We start from the raw sequence: 21504 nt of genomic DNA on the forward strand, positions 1-21504 counted from the left end.
GCGGAACCAGTGGTGCTTGGAGGGTTCCCGACCGTATCTCGAGAACCTCACAGTGGACGCGTAGCATCTTTGTAGAAAACAAGCCCTCGGCCTATTAGTATCGGTCAGCTCCACACATTACTGTGCTTCCACATCCGACCTATCACCCAGTGATCTGCTGGGGGCCTTACCAGGTTACCCTGTGGGAGCCATCATCTTGGAGCGTGCTTCCCGCTTAGATGCTTTCAGCGGTTATCACTTCCGAACGTAGCCAACCAGCCGTGCCCTTGGCAGGACAACTGGCACACCAGAGGTTCGTCCGTCCCGGTCCTCTCGTACTAAGGACAGCTCTCCTCAAGACTCCTACGCGCGCAGCGGATAGGGACCGAACTGTCTCACGACGTTCTAAACCCAGCTCGCGTGCCGCTTTAATGGGCGAACAGCCCAACCCTTGGGACCGACTCCAGCCCCAGGATGCGACGAGCCGACATCGAGGTGCCAAACCATGCCGTCGCTATGGACGCTCGGGCAAGATCAGCCTGTTATCCCCGGGGTACCTTTTATCCGTTGAGTGACGGCGCTTCCACATGCCACCGTCAGATCACTAGTCCCGACTTTCGTCCCTGCTCGAGGTGTCCCTCTCACAGTCAAGCTCCCTTGTGCACTTACACTCGAAACCTGATTGCCAACCAGGCTGAGGGAACCTTTGGGCGCCTCCGTTACCTTTTAGGAGGCGACCGCCCCAGTCAAACTACCCATCAGGCACTGTTCCTGATCCAGATAATGGACCTAGGTTAGATATCCAGAACAGCCAGAGTGGTATTTCAACGTTGACTCCACAACCACTGGCGTGGCCGCTTCACAGTCTCCCACCTATCCTACACAAGCTGTACCGAACACCAATACCAAACTATAGTAAAGGTCCCGGGGTCTTTCCGTCCTGCTGCGCGTAACGAGCATCTTTACTCGTAGTGCAATTTCGCCGAGTCCATGGTCGAGACAGCGCCCAAGTCGTTACGCCATTCGTGCAGGTCGGAACTTACCCGACAAGGAATTTCGCTACCTTAGGATGGTTATAGTTACCACCGCCGTTTACTGGCGCTTAAGTTCAGTGCTTCGCCTTGCGACTAACACTTCCCCTTAACGTTCCAGCACCGGGCAGGCGTCAGTCCGTATACATCGTCTTGCGACTTGGCACGGACCTGTGTTTTTAGTAAACAGTCGCTTGGGCCTGGTCTCTGCGGCCTCCCACGCATTCCGGAGCAAGTCCGTCAACATGGTCGGCCCCCCTTATCCCGAAGTTACGGGGGCATTTTGCCGAGTTCCTTAACCATGGTTATCTCGATCACCTTGGTATTCTCTACCTGACCACCTGAGTCGGTTTAGGGTACGGGCGGCTCTACAACTCGCTCACGAAGGTTTTCTAGGCAGCATAGGATCACCCACTCGACAGACCGTGGTCTGTCCAGCCGTCATGTCTCAGGCACAAGAGGTGCGGATTTACCTACACCTCGCCCTACGCACTTAGCCCGGGACTACCATCGCCCGGGATGGGCTACCTTCCTGCGTCACTCCGCAGCTTGCCTACTACAAGATCGGGTCGCAGACTCATCGAAGCTTCACCCGAAGGATCCACCCGACTTGCGTGCTTAGCATCACCTGATTCGGCACGGGCGTCATAGCGCCGGTACGGGAATATCAACCCGTTGTCCATCGACTACGCCTGTCGGCCTCGCCTTAGGTCCCGACTTACCCAGGGCAGATTAGCTTGACCCTGGAACCCTTGGTCTTTCGGTGGAGGAGTTTCTCACTCCTCATTCGCTACTCATGCCTGCATTCTCACTCGTGTGCTCTCCACGGCTGGATCACTCCGCCGCTTCATCGCGCACACGACGCTCCCCTACCCATCCACACACCTGGACCCACAAGGGGCCGAGTACACATGTGAATGACACAGCTTCGGCGGATTGCTTGAGCCCCGCTAAATTGTCGGCGCAGAACCACTTGACCAGTGAGCTATTACGCACTCTTTCAAGGGTGGCTGCTTCCAAGCCAACCTCCTGGTTGTCTCCGCAGCTCCACATCCTTTTCCACTTAGCAACCGCTTAGGGGCCTTAGCTGGTGTTCTGGGCTGTTTCCCTCTCGACTACGAACCTTATCGCCCGCAGTCTCACTGCCGCGCTCTCACTTACCGGCATTCGGAGTTTGGCTAATTTCGGTAAGCTTGTGGGCCCCCTAGACTATCCAGTGCTCTACCTCCGGCAAGAAACACGCGACGCTGCACCTATATGCATTTCGGGGAGAACCAGCTATCACGGAGTTTGATTGGCCTTTCACCCCTATCCACAGCTCATCCCCCAGGTTTTCAACCCTGGTGGGTTCGGGCCTCCACGACGTCTTACCGTCGCTTCACCCTGGCCATGGATAGATCACTCCGCTTCGGGTCTAGAGCACGCGACTCAATCGCCCTATTCGGACTCGCTTTCGCTACGGCTTCCCCACACGGGTTAACCTCGCCACGTACCACTAACTCGCAGGCTCATTCTTCAAAAGGCACGCCGTCACATCCACACCGAAATGTGTTTGCTCCGACGGATTGTAGGCAATCGGTTTCAGGTACTATTTCACTCCCCTCCCGGGGTACTTTTCACCTTTCCCTCACGGTACTTGTCCGCTATCGGTCACCAAGGAGTATTTAGGCTTAGCAGGTGGTCCTGCCAGATTCACACCGAATTTCAGGGGTTCGGTGCTACTTGGGGTAACGCTCAGCAGTGATCGTCTTACGTCTACAGGGGTGTTACCTTCTATGCCGGACCTTCCCAGAGTCCTTCGACTTCAACGATCATTTCTTACTGCTTAGTCGCTTGACAGCACGACCAGAACGGCCCCACAACACCACATGCGCAACGCCTGTCAGCTATCACACGCATGAGGTTTGGCCTCTTCCGCGTTCGCTCGCCACTACTTACGGAATCACTGTTGTTTTCTTTTCCTGTGGGTACTGAGATGTTTCACTTCCCCACGTTCCCTCCTACCGCCCTATATATTCAGGCGGAGGTCGCCGGACATTACTCCGGTTTCTTTCGAGGTTTCCCTATTCGGAGATCCCCGGATCGAAGCTCGTTTACCAGCTCCCCGGGGCTTATCGCAGGTTACAACGTCCTTCATCGGCTCTTGGTGCCTAGGCATCCACCGATTGCCCTTAGTAGCTTGTTAATTACTACAAAGATGCTCGCGTCCACTGTGAAGTTCTCAACACACGGGCGGAAACCAGACCCACCAGACCCAAAGGGCCGGCGGTATCGGTCCGCACTGAAAGCCACCCACCGAAGTGAGCGAACCCTCAGGACCTAACAGCGTGCTCAGGCCCAGACACCCAACCCTCGAGGTTCCACTCCCCCACACCCGAAGGCGCAGAAGTTGTACTGACGAGAATCAGACGACCAGGCTTAATAGTCAATGTTCCACATTCCGGTGCCCGACCAGCTGCAGACGAACGCTGCAGAACTGGCCGACATGGACACACCACGACGGGTGCCCCATATGGCTCCTTAGAAAGGAGGTGATCCAGCCGCACCTTCCGGTACGGCTACCTTGTTACGACTTAGTCCTAATCGCCAGTCCCACCTTAGACGGCTCCCTCCACAAGGGTTGGGCCACCGGCTTCGGGTGTTACCGACTTTCATGACTTGACGGGCGGTGTGTACAAGGCCCGGGAACGTATTCACCGCAGCGTTGCTGATCTGCGATTACTAGCGACTCCGACTTCATGGGGTCGAGTTGCAGACCCCAATCCGAACTGAGACTGGCTTTTTGGGATTCGCTCCACCTTGCGGTATCGCAGCCCTTTGTACCAGCCATTGTAGCATGCGTGAAGCCCTGGACTTAAGGGGCATGATGACTTGACGTCATCCCCACCTTCCTCCGAGTTGACCCCGGCAGTCTCCTATGAGTCCCCGGCATTATCCGCTGGCAACATAGGACGAGGGTTGCGCTCGTTGCGGGACTTAACCCAACATCTCACGACACGAGCTGACGACAGCCATGCACCACCTGTATACCGACCTTGCGGGGGCTACATCTCTGCAGCTTTCCGGCATATGTCAAACCCAGGTAAGGTTCTTCGCGTTGCATCGAATTAATCCGCATGCTCCGCCGCTTGTGCGGGCCCCCGTCAATTCCTTTGAGTTTTAGCCTTGCGGCCGTACTCCCCAGGCGGGGCACTTAATGCGTTAGCTTCGGCACGGAGAACGTGGAATGTCCCCCACACCTAGTGCCCACCGTTTACGGCGTGGACTACCAGGGTATCTAAGCCTGTTTGCTCCCCACGCTTTCGCTTCTCAGCGTCAGGTAATGCCCAGAGAACCGCCTTCGCCACCGGTGTTCCTCCTGATATCTGCGCATTCCACCGCTCCACCAGGAATTCCGTTCTCCCCTGCATCCCTCTAGTCCGCCCGTATCAAAAGCAGGCTCAGGGTTAAGCCCTGAGTTTTCACTTCTGACGCGACGGACCGCCTACAAGCCCTTTACGCCCAATAATTCCGGACAACGCTCGGACCCTACGTATCACCGCGGCTGCTGGCACGTAGTTAGCCGGTCCTTCTTCTGTAGGTACCGTCAGTCACCCTTCGTCCCTACTGAAAGCGGTTTACAACCCGAAGGCCGTCATCCCGCACGCGGCGTTGCTGCATCAGGCTTGCGCCCATTGTGCAATATTCCCCACTGCTGCCTCCCGTAGGAGTCTGGGCCGTATCTCAGTCCCAGTGTGGCCGGTCGCCCTCTCAGGCCGGCTACCCGTCGAAGCCTTGGTGAGCCATTACCTCACCAACAAGCTGATAGGCCGCGAGCCCATCCCTGACCGCCGGAGCTTTCCACCACCCCCCAGGAAGGGAACGATGAATATCCAGTATTAGCAGCTGTTTCCAACTGTTATTCCAGAGTCAAGGGCAGGTTGCTCACGTGTTACTCACCCGTTCGCCACTCGTGTACCCCCGAAGGGGCCTTACCGTTCGACTTGCATGTGTTAAGCACGCCGCCAGCGTTCGTCCTGAGCCAGGATCAAACTCTCCGTTGAAAAATATCGCAAAACCAACCAACCCGAAGGCCAGCCAGCAGTAGCGTCAAAAACAACGAGTTCAACCTCTGACAGAACCCATTGCTGGGTCAATCATCAATCAATCTCAAAGGAATCCGCCCCAACCACACCCAACACCCACCCCCACGACGTGAGGACGACCATCAGACACAGCCAGGCACGGGTTTCTATAGTGCATATTTGGCATTGACTTTAAGCACGCTGTTAAGTTCTCAAGACTCGCTCACACACCGCACCGGGCTTTTCATTTCCCGGCTTGGGGCAACTCGACTTACTTTAGTCATCCGCTCGGCCGGTGTCAAATCCGGCTTCCTGTCCGACCCCATCATCCTCGACCAGCTCCTGCCGCCTCTGGGCGGACAGCAACCTTGTGACCAAGGTGGTGGTGGTGCCCGAGGCCGGCCATCGAGCCTTTCGGCTGACGTCCCGCACCCTCAGGGCTCGGACTACGTTACCCGTGAGCGACCCTCAGGTCAACTCGGGCTCTGAGTCCGTCTCCCGGCCGGCCACCGTCCCTGTGTGACCAGAGCTGGTGTCCCGCGTCCCGTGGAGGCTCCACCACCTTACGCCGCTCCTCCCGATGGCTCAAGTCGGCTGCGCGTCCCCTCCGCCGACCCTCCACCGGCACGGCGTGGTGGGACAAGGCGGTGCGGAGGCCGTGCTGTGCCAGGCTCCCGCCATGAGCACCGTCAGCCCCCGGGGACTGCACCACGTGACCGCCATCGCCTCCGACCCCCAGGCGAACGTCGACTTCTACACGACGCTCCTGGGCCTGCGGCTGGTGAAGCAGACCGTCAACTTCGACGCCCCAAACTCCTACCACCTGTACTACGGCGACGCGGCGGGCTCCCCGTCGAGCCTGCTCACCTTCTTCCCCTGGCCTGGCGTCCCCCGGGGCCGATCGGGCGCCGGGATGATGACGGCCACCGCGTTCAGCGTGCCCGGCTCGTCCCTCGGCTGGTGGCACGAGCGGTTCCGCCGGCTGGGAGTCGACGTCGACGCTCCCCGCTCGCGCGACACCGAGGAGGTGCTGGCCTTCCGCGACCCCGACGGCATGGGCGTCGAGCTCGTCGCGACCGAGGGCGACCACCGCTCCGGCTGGGACGGCGTCGCTGACATCCCGGCGGAGCACGCGGTGCGCGGGCTGCACGCCGTGACCCTGTCCGAGCAGCAGCTCGACCCCTCCGCCGCGATGCTCACCAGGCTGATGGGGCTCACCCTGGACGCCGAGGACGGCGACCGCGTCCGGTTCGGGATGGCCGACCGGGGCGCGGGCGGCCTGGTCGACGTGCTGGCCGGCGTGCAGGAGCGCGGGCGCCAGGCGGGCGGCACCGTGCACCACGTCGCCTTCCGCGCGCCGGACCTCGAGACGATGACGCGGTGGCAGGGCGAGCTGGTTGATGGCGGCGTCCGCGTCACGCAGATCCTCGACCGCCAGTACTTCAAGTCCATCTACTTCCGCGAGCCGGGCGGCGTCCTCTTCGAGATCGCCACCGACGACCCCGGCTTCGCCACCGACGAGCCGCTCCTGGAGCTCGGCCGTCACCTCAGGCTGCCGCCGTGGCTCGAGCCGAGCCGCGAGCAGATCGCGGCCGCACTCCCCCCGCTCCGCCTACCGCCCCAGCCGACCGGTCCCGAGGCCTGAGCACGTGGCCGACCCGCTCGACCGACCGCACGTCGCCCTCCCCCGGGAGAGCGGCAGCACCGGGCCGTCGCTGCTGCTCCTGCACGGGACCGGCGGGGACGAGCACGACCTCCTCCCGCTGCGGGAGCTGCTCTCCCCCGGCGCGGCGGTGCTGTCCCCCCGGGGGACCGTCCTCGAGCAGGGGATGCCGCGCTTCTTCCGGCGGCTCCGGGAGGGCGTCTTCGACGAGGAGGACCTCTCGGCCCGCGCCGACGAGCTGGCGGCCTTCGTCACCGCGGCCGCCGAGGTCCACGGGACCCCGCCCGCATCCCTGGTCGCGGTGGGGTTCTCGAACGGGGCCAACATCGCGTCGGCGCTGCTGCTCCGGCACCCCGCGCTGCTGCGCGGGGCCGCGCTCTTCGCCGCGATGGTGCCCTACGCCGAGCCACCGGCGGCGGAGCTCGCCGGCCTGCCGGTCCTGGTCTCCAACGGGGCCCGGGACCCGATGATCCCCCGAGCGCGGACCGAGCTGCTGGAGCGGCAGCTGCGCGACCGCGGGGCCGTCGTCACCGACGTCCCCCACCCGGGGGGCCACCAGCTGGACCCGGAGGCGCTCCGCCGGACGGCGGGCTGGCTGGCGTCGCTGCCCACCCGGTGAGGGCGACGGCTCAGTGCACGTGGTCCCGCCAGTCGGCGGGCACCCGGCCCGCCGGTCCCGGGACGGGCTGGTCGACGGGGTGGTGCTCCGGCGGCGCCAGGTCCGGCCCGCTGTCGAAGAAGGCCTCGTCGCCGTAGCGGAAGAACCAGGCCTCACCGGGCTCGAAGCTGCGGATCAGGTCGTGCCCGGACCCCGTGGCGTGCGCCGTCGCGTGCTGGGACGGCGAGGTGTCGCAGCAGCCGATGTGGCCGCACGAGGCGCAGCGGCGCAGGTGCACCCACCAGCCCCCGGCGGCCAGGCACTCCACGCACCCGGTCCCGCTCGGCGGCACCGTGGGGTCGAGGTCGTCGGGCTCGGTCATGCGGTCCTCCTGCGGCTCACGGGACGGGTCTGGCGCCGAGGCTACGGTCCCGCCTCCGGGGACGCGTCGGCCGGGGCGGCGCGGGAAACCGGTGGTACCCCGTCCCCGCATGCGGCAGGGTCGTCGTCGTGCCGACTCCCCCCGCCGACGTCGCGGGCCCCGACGGCCGCGGCGGCATCACCGCCGACCTCGTCCGTCGCCTCCTCACCGCGCAGCTCCCCGCCTGGGCCGACCTGCCGGTGCGTCCCGTGCCGGCCGACGGCTGGGACAACCGCACCTACCGGCTGGGCGACGAGCTGCTGGTCCGGCTGCCCAGCGCGGCCGGCTACGCGGCCGCCGTCGCCAAGGAGGACCGCTGGCTGCCCCGGCTGGCGCCCCGGCTGCCGCTGGCCGTGCCCGAGCCCGTGGCCACCGGCGGGCCGGGAGCGGGCTACGCCTGGTCGTGGTCGGTGCGCCGCTGGATCCCCGGGCGGCCGGTGCAGGGCACCACCCCGGCCGACCCCGTCGCCTTCGCGCGCGACCTGGCCGCCTTCCTCACCGCCCTGCGCGCCGTCGACGCCGCGGACGGCCCGGCGCCCGGAGCGCACTGCTTCCACCGCGGCGGGCCGCCGGCCTTCTACGACGCGGAGGTGCACGCGGCCCTGGCCGCGCTCGGGGACCAGGTCGACGCCGACGCCTGCCGGGAGGTCTGGGCCGCCGCCCTGGCGTCGTCGTGGGAGCGACCCCCGGTGTGGTTCCACGGCGACATCGCCCCGGGGAACCTGCTGCTGGACGACGCGGGCGCCCTGAGCGCCGTCATCGACTTCGGCACCTGCGGGGTGGGCGACCCGGCCTGCGACCTCGTCATCGCGTGGACGCTGCTGCGCGGCGACGCCCGTGCGGCCTTCCGGGACGGCGTCGACCTGGACGACGGCACCTGGGCGCGGGCCCGCGGCTGGGCGCTGTGGAAGGCGCTGATCGTGTCAGCGGACGGCGGGCCGGCCGCGGCCGGGCCACGGGCGGTGGTCGACGAGGTGCTCGCCGACCACGCCCGCCGCTGACTCAGAGCGTGGTCATCCCGCCGTCGACGCGGAAGATCGCGCCGGTCGCGTAGGCCGACTCGTCGCTGGCGAGGTAGACCATGATCCCCTCGACGTCGGCCGGCGTCCCCGGTCGGCCGAGCGGGATCCGCGAGACGATCGCCGCCCGGTCCTGCGGGTCGCCGCTGATGGCGCTGACCAGCGGCGTCTCGGTGTAGCCCGGCACCACGGTGTTCACCCGGATGCCCCGCCCGGCGTAGGCCTTGGCGACGGCCCGCGCCATCCCGTGCATCCCGGCCTTGGAGCTGGAGTAGGCCGTGAAGTCCTGGCCCTCCCCGTTCAGCCCCGTCGGCGAGCCGGTCAGCACGATGGAGCCGCCCCCGCCGGCGAGCAGCGCCCGCACGCCGTGCTTGAGCGTGAGGAACGTGCCCGTCAGGTTGACGGCGATCGTCCGCTGCCAGACCTCGAGGTCGAGGTCGGCCACCTGGGCGTCCTGCCCGAACAGCTGCACCCCGGCGTTGGCCACCACGACGTCGGGCGCGAAGCCCGCCGCCGCCGCCGCCGCGAAGCCGTCGGCCACGCTCGTCTCGTCCGCCACGTCCAGGGCCACGGCGAGCGCGGCCTCCCGGTCCCCCGCCACCCGGCGGGCGGCGTCGACGTCGCGGTCGGTGACCACGACGCGCGCCCCCTCGGCGAGGAACCGCTCGGCCACCCCGGCACCGATGCCCGAGCCGGCGCCGGTGACCAGCGCCGTCCTGCCCTCCAGCCGTCCGCTCATGCCCGTGCTCCTCAGCGCTCGATGGCGTCGAGGTGCAGCATCTGCTTGAGGACGTGGTCCAGCTCGTCGTCGGCGAAGATCGACTTCCAGTCCTCCTTGACGATCTTGTCGCGCCCGTAGTCCATGGCGATCAGGCAGGCGTCGGAGAAGGGGTTGTCCCCGCGGAGGCCGTTGGCCAGCGCGACCTGGACGTGGCCCATGAGCATCGCGCGGGCGGCGGGCTCGGGCACCCCGACGGTGTGGATGGTCTCCTGCAGGGCCTCGTTGAGCAGCGCGCCGACCATGCAGGCGACGACCTCGACGAGCGTCGGCTCGAGGTAGGCCAGCTGCTTGACCGTCACCCAGTGCACGGAGAGCACCGGCGCGTACATCAGCGTGATGACCTCCTCCGCGACCGCGCGCTTGGCCAGGTCGTCGGACTCGAAGGCCGCGACGACCTCCTGCGGGGCGGCGATGCCGCCGAAGGTGTCGGCGAGCTCGGCCTCGGTCTTGCGCTGCAGGAAGACCGACGGGTGGCAGGGGTGGGCCACCGCGTACTCGACGTCGGCGCGCCGGAACAGCAGGTTGGCGTAGGCGGCGGCCGGGTCCAGGGTCAGCACGACGGCGCCGGTCTTGAGCTGCGGCACGACCTCGGCCGAGACCGGGGCCAGGGCCACGTCGGGCACGGCCAGGATGACCACGTCGGCGTCGGCGACGGCGCTCGCGGTGTCGGTCACCGTGCGGCCGGCGTCGGTCGTGCGCTGCTGCCCCGCCGGGGAGTTCTCGCTGTACAGCACCGTGTGCGCGCTGCGCTGCAGGTTGTTCGAGACCCGCATGCCCATCTTGCCGCCGGCCCCGACGACCGCGATGGTCAAGGGGGTGGTGGTTGTCGGCCGGCTGGTGGTGTCGGTGGTCATGGCGTGCTCCTCAGGTGGGAAAGGGTGTGCTCGGTCCAGCGCTGCTCGAGCGCGGTGGTGGTGGCGCTGTCGCCCTGCCAGGGCAGCCAGTGCTCGACGATGCGGCTGATGCCGCGGGCGTCGGGGTCGACCAGGGCGACCATCTCGGCATAGGGCAGCAGGCCCTCGCCGAGCGGGCAGCCGACGAGGTTGAAGCCCACCCAGCCGTCCTGCCGGGTGAAGTGGAAGTCCTTGACGTGCAGGTTCTTCACGTGCGGCGCCGCCGCCCGCACCGTGTCCATCGGCAGCTCGAGGGCCGCGACGCAGTTCGCGGGGTCCAGGCAGATCCCCAGCGACGGCGAGCCGACCGCCTCGACGACGTCGACGAGGGTCGCGACCGGGACCTGCTCGTAGGTCTCCAGGGCCAGGGTGAGCCCGGCGGCCTCGTAGGCGGGCACCGCGTCGACCAGTAGCCGCACGGCCTCCTCGCGACCGGGCCGGTGGTCGCCGGCGCTGAGCATGCTGCGGACGAGCGTGACGTCGAGCCGCTCGGCGAGGTGCCGGTAGCGCGCGAGGTGCTCCGCCCCGATGCCCCGGGTGCCCAGCTCCAGGGTGATGCCGAGGCCTCCGGCGGTGGCGCGGACGGCGTCGAGCCGGCGGTCGTCCCAGCCCTCGACCGCGGGGTAGTCGCAGATCTGGAAGCGGTCGACGCCCGCGGCGGCGGTGCGCTCCAGCATCGCCTCGAGGCTGAGGGGCGCGGCGGCGCTGGGGTGCCACTGCCAGAAGAAGGCGTAGGTGCCGAGGCCGGTGCTCACGGGCCGGAAGCCTGCCGCTCTCGTCCCAACCTGTCAACCGGTTGACCAATTTTTGGTCAACCGGTTGGCCGGTCGTTGCCCGACGGCGGGCCCGGACCCTAGGCTGCGCCCGTGCCCACTCCCCCGCCCAGCGACCCGGTCGCGCCGAGCCTCGGCGGGAGCATCGCGAGCACCTCCGTCGTCACCGAGGTGACCCGCCGCCTCCTCGACCACTTCACCGCCGGCACCATCGCGCCGGGCTCGCGGCTGCCGCCGGAGCGGCGGCTGGCCGAGACCTTCGCCGTCGGGCGCTCGGCGGTGCGCGAGGCGCTGGCCGCGCTCGAGGTGCTCGGGGTCGTCGAGGTGCGGCCCGGCTCGGGCACCTACCTGCGCAGCAGCACGTCGGAGCTGCTGCCCCAGACGCTGTCCTGGGGGATGCTGCTGGGCGAGCCGAAGACCCGCGAGCTGGTGCAGGTCCGGCACGGCCTGGAGGTCCAGGCCGCCCGACTGGCCGCCGGCACCGTCGGCGCCGAGGGGCTGGCCGCGCTGGCCGGGCACCTCGACGCCATGCGCGCGTCGCAGGACGACTTCGAGGCCTTCGCCGCCGCCGACCTCCGCTTCCACCAGGAGCTGGCCGAGCAGACCGGCAACGCTCTGCTCGACCAGATGCTGCAGAGCGTCCGCTCGCTGATCCGGGTCTGGGTGGAGCGGGCGGTCAGCGACGCCGAGCACGTGCGGGTCACGTGCACCGAGCACGCGGCCGTCGTCGCCGCGCTGGAGGCCGGCGACCCGGACGGCGCGGCGGCGGCGATGAGCGTGCACATGGACAGCGCCGGAGCCCGGCTGCTGGCGAGCGTGGAGGCGGGGGCGTGAGCGGGGACGGCCCGGCGGACGTGGTCGCGGCGCGCAGCGGCGGCCCGACGACCGACCTGGCGCACGGGCGCTGGACCCTGCAGGTGCACGGCGACGAGGTCGCCGACGTCCGCGTCGACGGCGTCCTGCTGCTCCGAGCCGTCCGGCCCGTGGTGCGGGACGCGGACTGGGGCACCGTGCCGGTCCGGGTGGTGGACGGGTCCCCGGGCGGCGGCCCTTCGACGGGCTCAGGGAGCGGGGGGTCGGGCTCAGGGAGCGGGGGGTCGGGCTCAGGGAGCGGGGGCTCCGGCTCGGGGAGCGGGGACGGCGGGGTGGTGCTGCGGCGGTCGCTGCGGTTCGAGGCCGCGGGGGTCGACTACGCCGGCGACCTCACCGTGACGCTGGAGGAGGACTCGCTGGTGGTCGACTTCGCCGGCGAGGCCCGCTCGGCCTTCCGGCGCAACCGGGTCGGGCTCGTCGTGCTGCACCCGGCCACCGACGCCGGCGCGGCCGTCCGGGTCCGGCACACCGACGGCGGGGTCGAGGAGGGCCGGTGGCCGGAGGCGATCAGCCCGCACCAGCCCTTCGCCGACGTCGTCGGGTTCGACTGGACGACGGGCGGGCTCGCCGCGCGGCTGGACCTCGAAGGCGACGTCTTCGAGACCGAGGACCAGCGCAACTGGACCGACGCGTCCTTCAAGACCTACTCGACGCCGCTGGCCCTGCCCTTCCCCGTGCCGCTGGCCGTCGGGGACCGGGTGCACCAGCGCGTGCGGCTGGCCGTCGCCGGGCGGGCGTCCGCACCCGCCCCGACCTCCGGGCCCGACGTCGTGCGCGTCGGGGACCTCACCGGCGCGAGCCTCCCCCCGCTGGGGCTCGGCGCCGCCCTGCACCCGCCGCCCGCCGAACCCCTCGCGGCGCCCGGGTTCGACGCGGTGCTGGTCGAGCTGACCGGGCCGGAGGCCGGCTGGCCGGCACGGCTGGCCGAGGCGGCCCGGCAGGCCGAGGCCTTGGACGCCAGGCTCGACGTGCGCCTGGTCACCGACGACGCCGACGCCGTCCGCCGCGCCGTCCGCTCGCTGGCCGGGACGCCGGTCCTGCGGCTGGGGGCCTTCGACGCCACCGGCCACGTGAGCACCGCGCCGCTGTGGGCGGCGCTGCGTGACGAGGCCGAGCGGCAGGGGCTGGCCGCCGTCCTGGTCGGCGGCACCCGGGCCCACTTCACCGAGCTGAACCGGCGGCAGGCCGACCTGCCGGCCGACGCCCCGGCCCTCACCTTCAGCCTCACGCCGCAGATGCACGCGACCGAGGTGCCGCACGTCGTCGACAGCCTCGCCACCCAGCGGACGGTGGTCGAGAACGCGGTCCGGATCGCGGCCGGGCGGCCGCTGCACGTCGGGCCCGTCACGCTGGCCCGCCGCTTCAACGCCGTGGCCACCGGCCCGCGACCCGACCCGCCCACCGAGGCGGCGCGCGCCGTCGACCCGCTGCTGGACACCGCGCTGGCCGCGGCCTGGACGCTCGCCAGCGTCGCCGCGCTGGCCGTGCCCAGCGTCGCGAGCCTCAGCTACCTGGAGACCACCGGGCCCCGCGGCCTGGTCGACGACGACGGCCGCCCCCGCCCGGTGGCCGCGGTGCTCACCCGGCTGGCTGGCCTGCGCGGCGGTTCGCTCCGCGCAGTGGCGGTCCCCGACGGGCTCGCGGTCCTGGCCCTCGACGACACCGGATCGGAAGGCGGTGGTGGCACCGTCGTCCTGCTGGCCAACCTCACCACCGGGCCCCGCACCGTCACGGTGCAGCGCTCCGGCGGCGCCGACGTGGCCGTCACGCTGCCGGGCTGGGGCACCGCGGAGGTCCGGCTCGGCTGACCGCCGCGGGCTCAGGCGCGGAGGACGACCTTGACGTGCGCGCCCGAGGCGGAGGCGGCGAAGGCGGCCGCGACGTCGTCGAGCGGGAACTCCGCCGTCACCAGGTCGGCGGCCCGGACCTCGCCGGCCGCCACCATCGCCGTCGCCACCGCGATGTCCTCGGCGAGGTAGGTGGCGCTGCCCTGCAGCCGCACCTGCTGGTCCTGGATGAGCGCGAGCGGCACGGCCACGTCGCCGGCGGGCACGCCGACGACCACCACGGTGCCGGCCTTGAGCGCCATCCCGACCGCCTGCGGGACGGTGAACCGGTTGGCGACGCAGTCGAAGACGGCGTCGGCCGACTCCCCCAGCGCCGACCGCACCTGCGCCACCACGTCGTCGGCGCGGGCGTCCACCACCGCGTCGGCCCCCAGCCGCAGCGCCAGCTCGCGCTTGGCGGGCAGCGGGTCGGTCATCACCACGGCCCGGGCGCCGGCCCGGCGGACCGCCGCCAGGGTCAGCAGGCCGATGGTGCCGCAGCCGAGCACGGCGACGGCCGCCCCGGTGAGGTCGCCGGCCAGCCGGACCGCGTGCACCGGGGAGGACAGCGGCTCGACCAGCGTGGCATCGAGGTCGCCGATCGTGTCCGGGATCCGGTGCAGCCGGTCGGCGGGGGCGGTGAACCAGTCGGCCATCGCCCCCTGCTCCCAGCCGCAGCCGAAGAACCGGAGGTTCTCGCAGAGGTTGCTCCGGCCGGTCCGGCACATCTTGCAGGCCCCGCAGGGCAGCGTCGGCTCCAGCGTCACCCGGTCGCCCGGAGCGAGGTCGCCGGCGTCGTGGCCGAGGGCCGTGACCACGCCCACGACCTCGTGGCCGGGCCGGTACGGCAGCGGCACGAACGGGTGGTGCCCGGCGGCGGCGTGGGTGTCGGACCCGCAGACCCCGGCGAGCACCGTCCGCACGAGCACCTCGCCCGCGCCGGGACGGGGAACCTCGGCCGCGACGACCTCGATGCGGCCGGGGCTGACGACGACGCGGCGCATCGGGCTGGTGGGGGTGCTGGTCACGGTTCCTCCGCGGTCGACGACGGCGGCGGCCACCGCCCGGGCGAGCCTAGCCAGGCCCGTCCGGGCGGTGCGCCCGCGCCTCAGGCGGTGGGCACCCAGACCCGCATCGCGCCCTCGGCCCGGTTGCCCCAGGCGAAGTAGGGCACGGCGCTGAGCGTGGCCGACTCCCGCGCGTCGGCGGCGACGGCGGCCGCGCTGCCGTAGGGCCACCAGCCGGGCGCCGGCCGGCCGCGGACCGCTCCGGCGGCCCGGACCCGCACGACGGGGCCCAGCTCGCCGTCCTCGGCCGCGCTCTCCAGCGGCTGGTCGGGCCGCAGCACGAGGTCGTCGAGCCGGTGGCCGTCGTGGTCGACGCCCTCGAGGCAGTAGACGAGCGGGCCGCGCTCGACCGCGACGCTGCCGCGGTCCACGTCCAGCCGCGGGTCGGCCGCGGTCAGCCGGGGCTCGAGCGGCAGGTGCAGCACCACCTCGTCGCCGGCGGCCCAGGTCCGCTCGAGCCGCCACCAGCCCTCAGCCGGGGAGCCCTCGACCGGCTGCCCGTTGACGGCGACGGTGGCGCCCCCGGCCCAGCCCGGCACCCGCAGGGCCAGGGCCCAGGGGCCGTCGGGGCCGTCCTCGACGCGGACCCGGACGGCGCCGTCCCAGGGGTAGTCGGTGCTCACCGACAGCCGGGCCTCGCCGCCCGCCACCGCGGCGGCGAACGTGCCGGTCATGTACTGGTGCAGGGCGAGCGAGCGCTCGTCGGACAGCAGCACGTAGTGCTCCAGCGAGCCGAGCAGGCGCATGACGTTGGGCGGGCAGCAGGCGCAGCGGAACCACGGCACCCGGACGTAGTCACCGTCGTCCCCGCTCGAGACGTGGCCGTCGCGGACCTGCAGCGGGTTGGCGTAGATGTAGCGCTCGCCGTCCAGCGACAGCCCGGCGAGGAAGCCGTTGTAGAGGGTGCGCTCCAGCAGGTCCGCGTACTTCGCCTCCCCGGTGACCATCAGCAGCCGCCAGCTGAGGTGGATGGAGGCGATGGCGGCGCAGGTCTCGCAGTAGCTGCGCTCGTTGGGCAGCTCGTAGGGGTCGCCGAAGGCCTCGTCGCGGTGGTGCGCGCCGACCCCGCCGGTCAGGTAGGTCTTCGTCGCCACCATCTCGCTCCAGATCCGCTCGACGGCGGCGAGCAGGCTGGCGTCGCCGGTCTCGGCGTAGACGTCGACCACCCCGGCCAGCAGGTAGAGCTGGCGCACCGCGTGCCCCTCGGCCGACGGCGCCTCGCGGACGGGCAGGTGGTCCTGCCAGTAGTGCCGGCCGAACTTGTCGTCGCCCAGCAGGCCGTGGCCGCGCCGGTCGACGAAGTAGACCGCGAGGTCGAGGTAGGAGCGCTCACCGGTCTCCCGGTAGAGCTCGACCAGCGCCGTCTCGATCTCGGGGTGGCCGCAGACGCCGTCCACCTGCCCGGCACCGGTGCCGAAGGCGCGGACGGCGAGGTCGGCGACCCGGCGGGCGATGCCCAGCAGCTGCTCGTCGCCCGTGCTGCGGTGCAGGGCGACGGCCGCCTGGATGAGGTGGCCGGCGCAGTAGAGCTCGTGGCCCCACGGCAGCTGGACGAAGCGCTCGCCGGGGAAGCGGACCTGGAAGTGGGAGTTGAGGTAGCCGTCCTCCTGCTGGACCGCCGTGAGCAGCTCGGTGCTCTCGGCGACGCGGCGCAGCAGCTCCTCGGCCGGTGCCTGGGCCAGGTCGGGGTCGTCGAGCGTCCAGGCCACGCCCTCCAGCCACTTGTAGAGGTCGGAGTCGAGGAAGGGCAGGTCGTTGACGTAGTCACCGGTCACCCGCGCGGCGGCCAGCTCGAGGTTGTGGAAGTTCCCGGCCTCGTGCAGCCGGTCCCAGCCCTGGGGGACGCAGACGTCGCGGTTGACCGCGCGACGTCCCGCCCAGAGGCCCCCGGTGATCCGGGCCTGCGTCGCGGGGCGCAGCGCGACGACGCTGGAGCTGGTCAGGCGGATCGGGCCCGCGCTGGCGCGGCCGGTCTCGGTCATGGAGGTCCTCTCGGGAACGGGGTGGGGGTCAGGGGTGGAGCGGTCGTGCACGGGTGGGGCGGTCGGGCTGCTCGTCACTTGAGCGCCCCGCTCAGCATCCCGCTGACGTAGTAGCGCTGGAGCAGCACGTAGACCACGATGCACGGGATGATCGTCAGGGCGACGCCGGCCTGCAGCGAGCCCCAGTTGACGGTGCCGAACTGGCCGCTGGAGACCAGCGTGAGGGTCACCGGCAGGGTGAACTTGTCCTGCTCGGTGATGAGGATGAGGGCGGCGAAGAACTCGTTCCAGGTGGCGAAGAACGTCAGCAGCGCCGTGGTGATCACCCCGGGCATGACGACCGGCAGCAGCACGCTGCGGATCGCGCCGAGGATGCCGCAGCCGTCCACCAGCGCCGCCTCCTCCAGGCTCGCCGGCAGCGCGGCGAAGGAGTTGCGCATGATGAACAGCCCGAACGGCAGGTTGAAGGTGATGTAGACGATCGCCAGCCCCAGCAGAGAGTTGTTGAGGTGCAGCACCTGCATCACCTTGAACAGGGGGGTGATCACCGCCTGGAACGGGATCATGAACGTCGCCAGGGCCAGGAAGAACAGGATGCCGCTGCCGGGGAACCGGGCCCGCGCGAAGGCGTAGCCGGCCAGCGTGCTGAGCACGACGGTGCCGGCCGTCGCCCCCAGGGTCACGACGACGCTGTTGAGGACGTTGCCGAACACGTTGAGGCCCTGCACGCTGGCCAACCGCCGGAAACTGGCCAGGCTGAGCTCGTGCGGGAACAGCGTCGGCGGGATGAGCCCGGCCTCGGTCGGGCCCTTGAAGGCCATCGAGAGCATCACGTAGAGCGGGTACAGGAACACCACGGTGAGGGCCAGGCAGATGACCCACCAGGCGATCCGGGGCACGGTGGAACGGACGTCGCCGATGATCGTGCGCACGCGTCGTCTCCTCTCTCTCAGTTGTGGTCGGTGCCGCGGAGCAGGAGCATCTGCACCGCGCTGACCGCGGCGAGGATGACCATCAGCAGCACCGAGAGGGCGGCGCCGTAGCCGAGCCGGAAGCTGGTGAAGCTGATCCGGTAGACCTGGTAGACGGCCGTGATGGTGGAGTTCGAGGGCCCGCCGCCGGTCATGATGAAGAACTGGTCGAAGGCGAGCAGGGAGCCTGCGACCGAGAAGACCAGCACCAGGGCCAGGGTCGGCCGGAGCAGCGGCAGGGTGATCCAGCGGAACAGCTGCCAGCCGCCGGCGCCGTCGATCCGGGCCGCCTCGACGACCTCGTCGGGGATGGACTGCAGGCCCGAGAGCAGCAGCAGCATCTGCAGCCCGACGACTTTCCAGGTGACCATGGCGATGACCAGCGCCAGCGCCGTCGTGACGTCGGCGAACAGGTTGTCCGAGGCGTCGACGAGGCCGGCGCGGCGCAGCAGGTCGAAGAGCGGGCCGATCTGGGACTGGCCCAGGTAGAGCCACAGGAACGAGCCGGACGCCAGGCCGATGCAGACGGGCATGAAGAAGACCGACTGGAAGAACCGCGCCCCGCGGACGGGACGGCGGACCAGCAGGGCCAGGAACAACCCGAGCACGAGCAGCACCGGGGTGATCACGACGGTGTAGAGCAGCGTGAACCGCAGCGCCCGCAGGAAGTTCTCGTCGCCGACCGCCCGGCTGTAGTTGTCGAGCCCGACGAAGCGGGCCCGGCCCATCAGCGGCCAGTTGTGCAGCGACATCCAGAAGGTCAGCACCAGCGGGACGAGGAAGAACACCGTCACGAGCACCAGGGCCGGGGCGGCGAGGGCCAGCCCCAGCAGGGCGCGGCGGCGGGACGCGCTGCGGCGGCGGCCGCGACCGGTGCGGGGGGCCGGGGGCGAGCCGGGCGGCCGCAGGGCGCGGCCGGGAGCCAGGGAGGTCATGAGGTTCTCCAGTCGACGGGGTGGAGGGCGGGACCGGCTCCCGTCCGGCCCGGCCGAGGGGAGGGAGCGAGGCCGGGCCGGACGGGGGCACCGGGTCAGCCGGCGTCGTCGATCAGGGCCTGCGCCGCCTGCTGGGCGGCGGCCTGGGCACCCGCGACGTCCCCGCCGAAGGTCGCGTCGTTGATCATCTTGATCCAGGGCCCGTTGTTGTCGTTGAAGATCGGGTTCTCCACCACGCTGTAGGGCGTCTTGCCGATCCCCATCAGCTCGCCGAAGACGGCGTACGGCTCGCCCTGGGGGGCGTAGATGCTGCCGACGAGGTCGGTGCGGACGGGCACGGACCCGTTGTGGGCCAGGAAGTCCTGGGCCTCCGCGTCGGTCACCCACTTCACGAAGTCCTGCGCGCCGGCCGCGTTCTTGGTCCCGGACATCACCGAGATCACGTCGCCGCCGGCGAAGGAGCCGGTGCCGCCGTCCTGGCCGGGCAGCGGGGTCACCCCGAAGTTGATCTTCGCCTCCTCGACGGTCGGGATGGCGAAGGCGCCCAGCGGGGTCATGCCCAGCTTGCCGCTGGTGAACAGCGGGATCTGCTGGGTGCCCGCGTCGTTCTTCGCGGCACTGGGGATGGAGCCGTCGGTCCACATGTCGCGGTAGAGCTGGAGGGCGGCGGTGACCTGCGGGGAGTCCAGCGAGGCCTGCTTGCCGTCGGCGGAGAGGACGTCGCCGCCGCTGGCCCAGACGTGCGGCGTCAGCTCGAACACGTTGCAGCCGCCGCACGCCCCGGCGAAGGTGAAGCCGTAGTAGTCGTCGCCCAGCGCGCGGATCTTCTGCGCGGCCTCACGGATCTCGGCGTAGGTGGTCGGCGGCTTCTCGGGGTCCAGCCCGGCCTTCGTGAACAGGTCCTTGTTGTAGTACAGCGCCGAGGCCTCCGCGGTGAAGGGCAGCGCGTAGGTCTGGCCCTCCCAGGTGGAGAGCGCGCGGTGCGACGGGCTGAGCGCGTCCTTGTAGGGCAGCGCGTCGGCCAGCTCGGTGATGTCCTCGAGCGCGCCGACGGAGGCGAAGTAGGGCGCGTAGACGAGGTCGATGGAGGCCACGTCCGGGCCGCTGCCCGAGGACGCCGCCGTGCCGAGCTTCTGCACGAAGCTGGCGGCCGGGATCACCGTGACCTTGGCCTGGACCTCGTGGTTCTTGTTGTAGAGGTCGACGAGCTTGCTCATGAACACCTGCTGCGAGTCGCGCGCCCACACCGTGATGGTGCCCGTGGGCGCCGCGCCGTCGCCGGCGTCGCCACCGGTGTCGCCACCGCCGCCGCCGCACGCCGCGGCCACCATCGCCAGGCCGCTGAGCAGCGCCGCGACCTTCCACCTGGGGTTGTGCATCGTCTTCCGGCTCCCTTGCCTCGTCGCGCCGAGCGGCGCGGAACATGCGGAAATGGTTTTCCGTGCCGGATGCTAGTCTTCCGGTCTCGCTCGGGTCAAGGAGCGACAGCCCGGCCCCCCGGACCGCACGGTCGCCGCGGGGAGGCCGCCGAGGTCCGGAGGTCCACCCCATGCGGTCACCGACAGCCCCGCCCACCGTCCGCGACGTGGCCGCCCGGGCCGGGGTCTCCCCGGGGACGGTCTCCAAGGCGCTCAACGGCACCGGCCAGCTGCGCGCCGCGACCCGGGACCGCGTGACGGCGGCCGCCGAGGAGCTGGGGTTCCGGCCCAACCACCTGGCCAAGAGCCTGCTCCAGGGGCGCACCTACACGGTGGGGATCCTGACCACGGACAGCTTCGGCCGGTTCACCACGCCGGTGATGGTGGGCATCGAGGACGCGTTGGGCGCCGGCCGGATGTCCACCCTGCTCTGCGACGGCCGCGGGGACCCGCTGCGCGAGCGGCACTACGTGCAGGAGCTGCTGAACCGCCGGGTGGACGGACTGGTGGTGACGGGCCGGCGCCCGGACCCGCGGCCCTCGCTCGGCCGGCTGCCGATCCCGGTCGTCTACGTCCTGGTGCAGTCCGAGGACCCCGAGGACCTGTCGCTGAGCTACGACGACGTGCAGGGCGCGGCCCTCGGCACCGAGCACCTGGTCGGGGCCGGACGGAAACGGATTGCCTACGTCAGCGGTCCCGAGCGGCACTGGTCGACGCAGCGCCGCCGGGAGGGCGTCGAGCAGGCGCTCGTGGCCGCGGACCTGTCCCTGGCGCCCGAGCTGGTGCTGATGGGCCCGTGGAGCGAGGCCTGGGGCCGCTCGGCCGCGACCCAGCTGCTGCGCCGCGACCCGGACGTCGACGGGGTCGTCTGCGGCAGCGACCAGATCGCGCGCGGGGTGGTCGACGGCCTGCGCGAGGCCGGCGCCGACGTGCCCGGCCGGGTCGCCGTCGTCGGCTTCGACAACTGGGACGTCATGGTGGAGGCCGCCCGCCCCCCGCTGACCACCGTCGACCCCAACCTCACCGCGCTGGGCCAGCTCGCCGCCACCCGGCTGATGGACGCCATCGACGGCAAGGAGCTGCCCCGCGGGGTGCAGCTGCAGCCCTGCGACCTGGTGCTGCGGCAGTCCTCGGTCTGAGCGCGGACCGGCCCCGACCTGTCAGACGCGGTGGCGGTCCTGGCCGCCACAGCGTCTGACCGGTCGGCCGG

Annotated in this window: 15 protein-coding genes and 2 rRNA genes; 6 read left to right on the forward strand and 11 right to left on the reverse strand. The window is 70.0% G+C overall.

What is annotated here, in order from left to right:
* Nucleotides 1-74 precede the first annotated feature (74 nt).
* Nucleotides 75-3195, reverse strand: a 23S ribosomal RNA gene (locus JOF54_RS08455).
* Between the two features lie 339 nt (nucleotides 3196-3534).
* Nucleotides 3535-5053, reverse strand: a 16S ribosomal RNA gene (locus JOF54_RS08460).
* The 16S and 23S rRNA genes sit together here, the layout of an rRNA operon.
* 700 nt (nucleotides 5054-5753) lie before the next feature.
* On the opposite strand from JOF54_RS08460, the gene JOF54_RS08465 reads away from it, so the two are divergent.
* Nucleotides 5754-6719: a ring-cleaving dioxygenase gene (locus tag JOF54_RS08465; RefSeq protein ID WP_210054711.1), complete on the forward strand. Its 966-nt coding sequence runs from the start codon at nucleotides 5754-5756 to the stop codon at nucleotides 6717-6719.
* Nucleotides 6720-6723: 4 nt separating this feature from the next.
* Nucleotides 6724-7356 carry an alpha/beta hydrolase gene (locus tag JOF54_RS08470; RefSeq protein WP_210054713.1) on the forward strand — a complete coding sequence of 211 codons (633 nt, stop codon included), beginning with the start codon at nucleotides 6724-6726 and terminating at the stop codon, nucleotides 7354-7356.
* Nucleotides 7357-7366: 10 nt separating this feature from the next.
* Here the strand turns inward: JOF54_RS08470 and JOF54_RS08475 are convergent, their stop codons facing one another.
* Nucleotides 7367-7717, reverse strand: coding sequence for a UBP-type zinc finger domain-containing protein (locus JOF54_RS08475; protein ID WP_210054715.1), 351 nt, complete (start codon nucleotides 7715-7717; stop codon nucleotides 7367-7369).
* 128 nt (nucleotides 7718-7845) lie between these two features.
* On the opposite strand from JOF54_RS08475, the gene JOF54_RS08480 reads away from it, so the two are divergent.
* Nucleotides 7846-8757, forward strand: coding sequence for an aminoglycoside phosphotransferase family protein (locus JOF54_RS08480; RefSeq protein WP_210054717.1), 912 nt, complete (start codon nucleotides 7846-7848; stop codon nucleotides 8755-8757).
* A 1-nt stretch (nucleotide 8758) separates the two neighbouring features.
* Here JOF54_RS08480 and JOF54_RS08485 read toward each other — a convergent pair whose 3' ends face one another.
* The 3 genes from JOF54_RS08485 to JOF54_RS08495 are packed head-to-tail and all read right to left on the reverse strand — an operon-like array spanning nucleotide 8759 to nucleotide 11204.
* Entirely contained in the window at nucleotides 8759-9514 is a 756-nt protein-coding gene (locus JOF54_RS08485) for an SDR family NAD(P)-dependent oxidoreductase (RefSeq protein WP_210054719.1), read from the reverse strand.
* An 11-nt stretch (nucleotides 9515-9525) separates the two neighbouring features.
* Nucleotides 9526-10410 carry a phosphogluconate dehydrogenase C-terminal domain-containing protein gene (locus tag JOF54_RS08490; protein ID WP_210054721.1) on the reverse strand — a complete coding sequence of 295 codons (885 nt, stop codon included), beginning with the start codon at nucleotides 10408-10410 and terminating at the stop codon, nucleotides 9526-9528.
* Nucleotides 10407-11204, reverse strand: a complete 798-nt coding sequence (locus tag JOF54_RS08495; protein WP_210054723.1) for a sugar phosphate isomerase/epimerase family protein — start codon at nucleotides 11202-11204, stop codon at nucleotides 10407-10409. The genes JOF54_RS08490 and JOF54_RS08495 overlap by 4 nt, the downstream gene beginning before the upstream one ends.
* Nucleotides 11205-11315: 111 nt before the next feature.
* Here JOF54_RS08495 and JOF54_RS21870 point away from each other — a divergent pair, with 111 nt between their 5' ends.
* A complete protein-coding gene (locus JOF54_RS21870; protein ID WP_210054726.1) occupies nucleotides 11316-12056 on the forward strand; it encodes a FadR/GntR family transcriptional regulator in 741 nt (246 codons plus the stop codon).
* On the forward strand, nucleotides 12053-13903 hold the full coding sequence (locus tag JOF54_RS08505; RefSeq protein ID WP_210054728.1) for a D-apionate lactonase family protein: 1851 nt from the start codon (nucleotides 12053-12055) through the stop codon (nucleotides 13901-13903). The genes JOF54_RS21870 and JOF54_RS08505 overlap by 4 nt, the downstream gene beginning before the upstream one ends.
* Nucleotides 13904-13914: 11 nt before the next feature.
* Here the strand turns inward: JOF54_RS08505 and JOF54_RS08510 are convergent, their stop codons facing one another.
* The 5 genes from JOF54_RS08510 to JOF54_RS08530 form a co-directional block, all read right to left on the reverse strand.
* Nucleotides 13915-14949, reverse strand: a complete 1035-nt coding sequence (locus JOF54_RS08510) for a zinc-dependent alcohol dehydrogenase (protein WP_210054730.1) — start codon at nucleotides 14947-14949, stop codon at nucleotides 13915-13917.
* 80 nt (nucleotides 14950-15029) lie between these two features.
* Nucleotides 15030-16970, reverse strand: a complete 1941-nt coding sequence (locus tag JOF54_RS08515) for a glycoside hydrolase family 127 protein (RefSeq protein ID WP_210054732.1) — start codon at nucleotides 16968-16970, stop codon at nucleotides 15030-15032.
* 74 nt (nucleotides 16971-17044) lie between these two features.
* Nucleotides 17045-17902, reverse strand: a complete 858-nt coding sequence (locus JOF54_RS08520; protein ID WP_210054734.1) for a carbohydrate ABC transporter permease — start codon at nucleotides 17900-17902, stop codon at nucleotides 17045-17047.
* A 17-nt stretch (nucleotides 17903-17919) separates the two neighbouring features.
* The gene (locus JOF54_RS08525; protein WP_210054736.1) at nucleotides 17920-18876 is read right to left on the reverse strand and encodes a carbohydrate ABC transporter permease; all 957 of its coding nucleotides are present in this window, start codon (nucleotides 18874-18876) and stop codon (nucleotides 17920-17922) included.
* A 95-nt stretch (nucleotides 18877-18971) separates the two neighbouring features.
* Complete coding sequence (locus JOF54_RS08530) at nucleotides 18972-20255, reverse strand: ABC transporter substrate-binding protein (RefSeq protein WP_210054738.1); 1284 nt, start codon at nucleotides 20253-20255, stop codon at nucleotides 18972-18974.
* Between the two features lie 170 nt (nucleotides 20256-20425).
* On the opposite strand from JOF54_RS08530, the gene JOF54_RS08535 reads away from it, so the two are divergent.
* Entirely contained in the window at nucleotides 20426-21433 is a 1008-nt protein-coding gene (locus JOF54_RS08535; RefSeq protein ID WP_210054740.1) for a LacI family DNA-binding transcriptional regulator, read from the forward strand.
* Nucleotides 21434-21504: the final 71 nt, after the last annotated feature.

Source organism: Microlunatus capsulatus (assembly GCF_017876495.1).
GTDB lineage: Bacteria > Actinomycetota > Actinomycetes > Propionibacteriales > Propionibacteriaceae > Microlunatus > Microlunatus capsulatus.

Coding starts and splice junctions, on each gene's coding strand:
- JOF54_RS08465 (WP_210054711.1), top strand. CDS start 5,754: ATGAGCACCGTCAGCCCCCGGGGACTGCACCACGTGACCGCCATCGCC.
- JOF54_RS08515 (WP_210054732.1), bottom strand. CDS start 16,970: ATGACCGAGACCGGCCGCGCCAGCGCGGGCCCGATCCGCCTGACCAGC.
- JOF54_RS08535 (WP_210054740.1), top strand. CDS start 20,426: ATGCGGTCACCGACAGCCCCGCCCACCGTCCGCGACGTGGCCGCCCGG.
- JOF54_RS08490 (WP_210054721.1), bottom strand. CDS start 10,410: ATGACCACCGACACCACCAGCCGGCCGACAACCACCACCCCCTTGACC.
- JOF54_RS08475 (WP_210054715.1), bottom strand. CDS start 7,717: ATGACCGAGCCCGACGACCTCGACCCCACGGTGCCGCCGAGCGGGACC.
- JOF54_RS08525 (WP_210054736.1), bottom strand. CDS start 18,876: ATGACCTCCCTGGCTCCCGGCCGCGCCCTGCGGCCGCCCGGCTCGCCC.
- JOF54_RS08530 (WP_210054738.1), bottom strand. CDS start 20,255: ATGCACAACCCCAGGTGGAAGGTCGCGGCGCTGCTCAGCGGCCTGGCG.
- JOF54_RS08485 (WP_210054719.1), bottom strand. CDS start 9,514: ATGAGCGGACGGCTGGAGGGCAGGACGGCGCTGGTCACCGGCGCCGGC.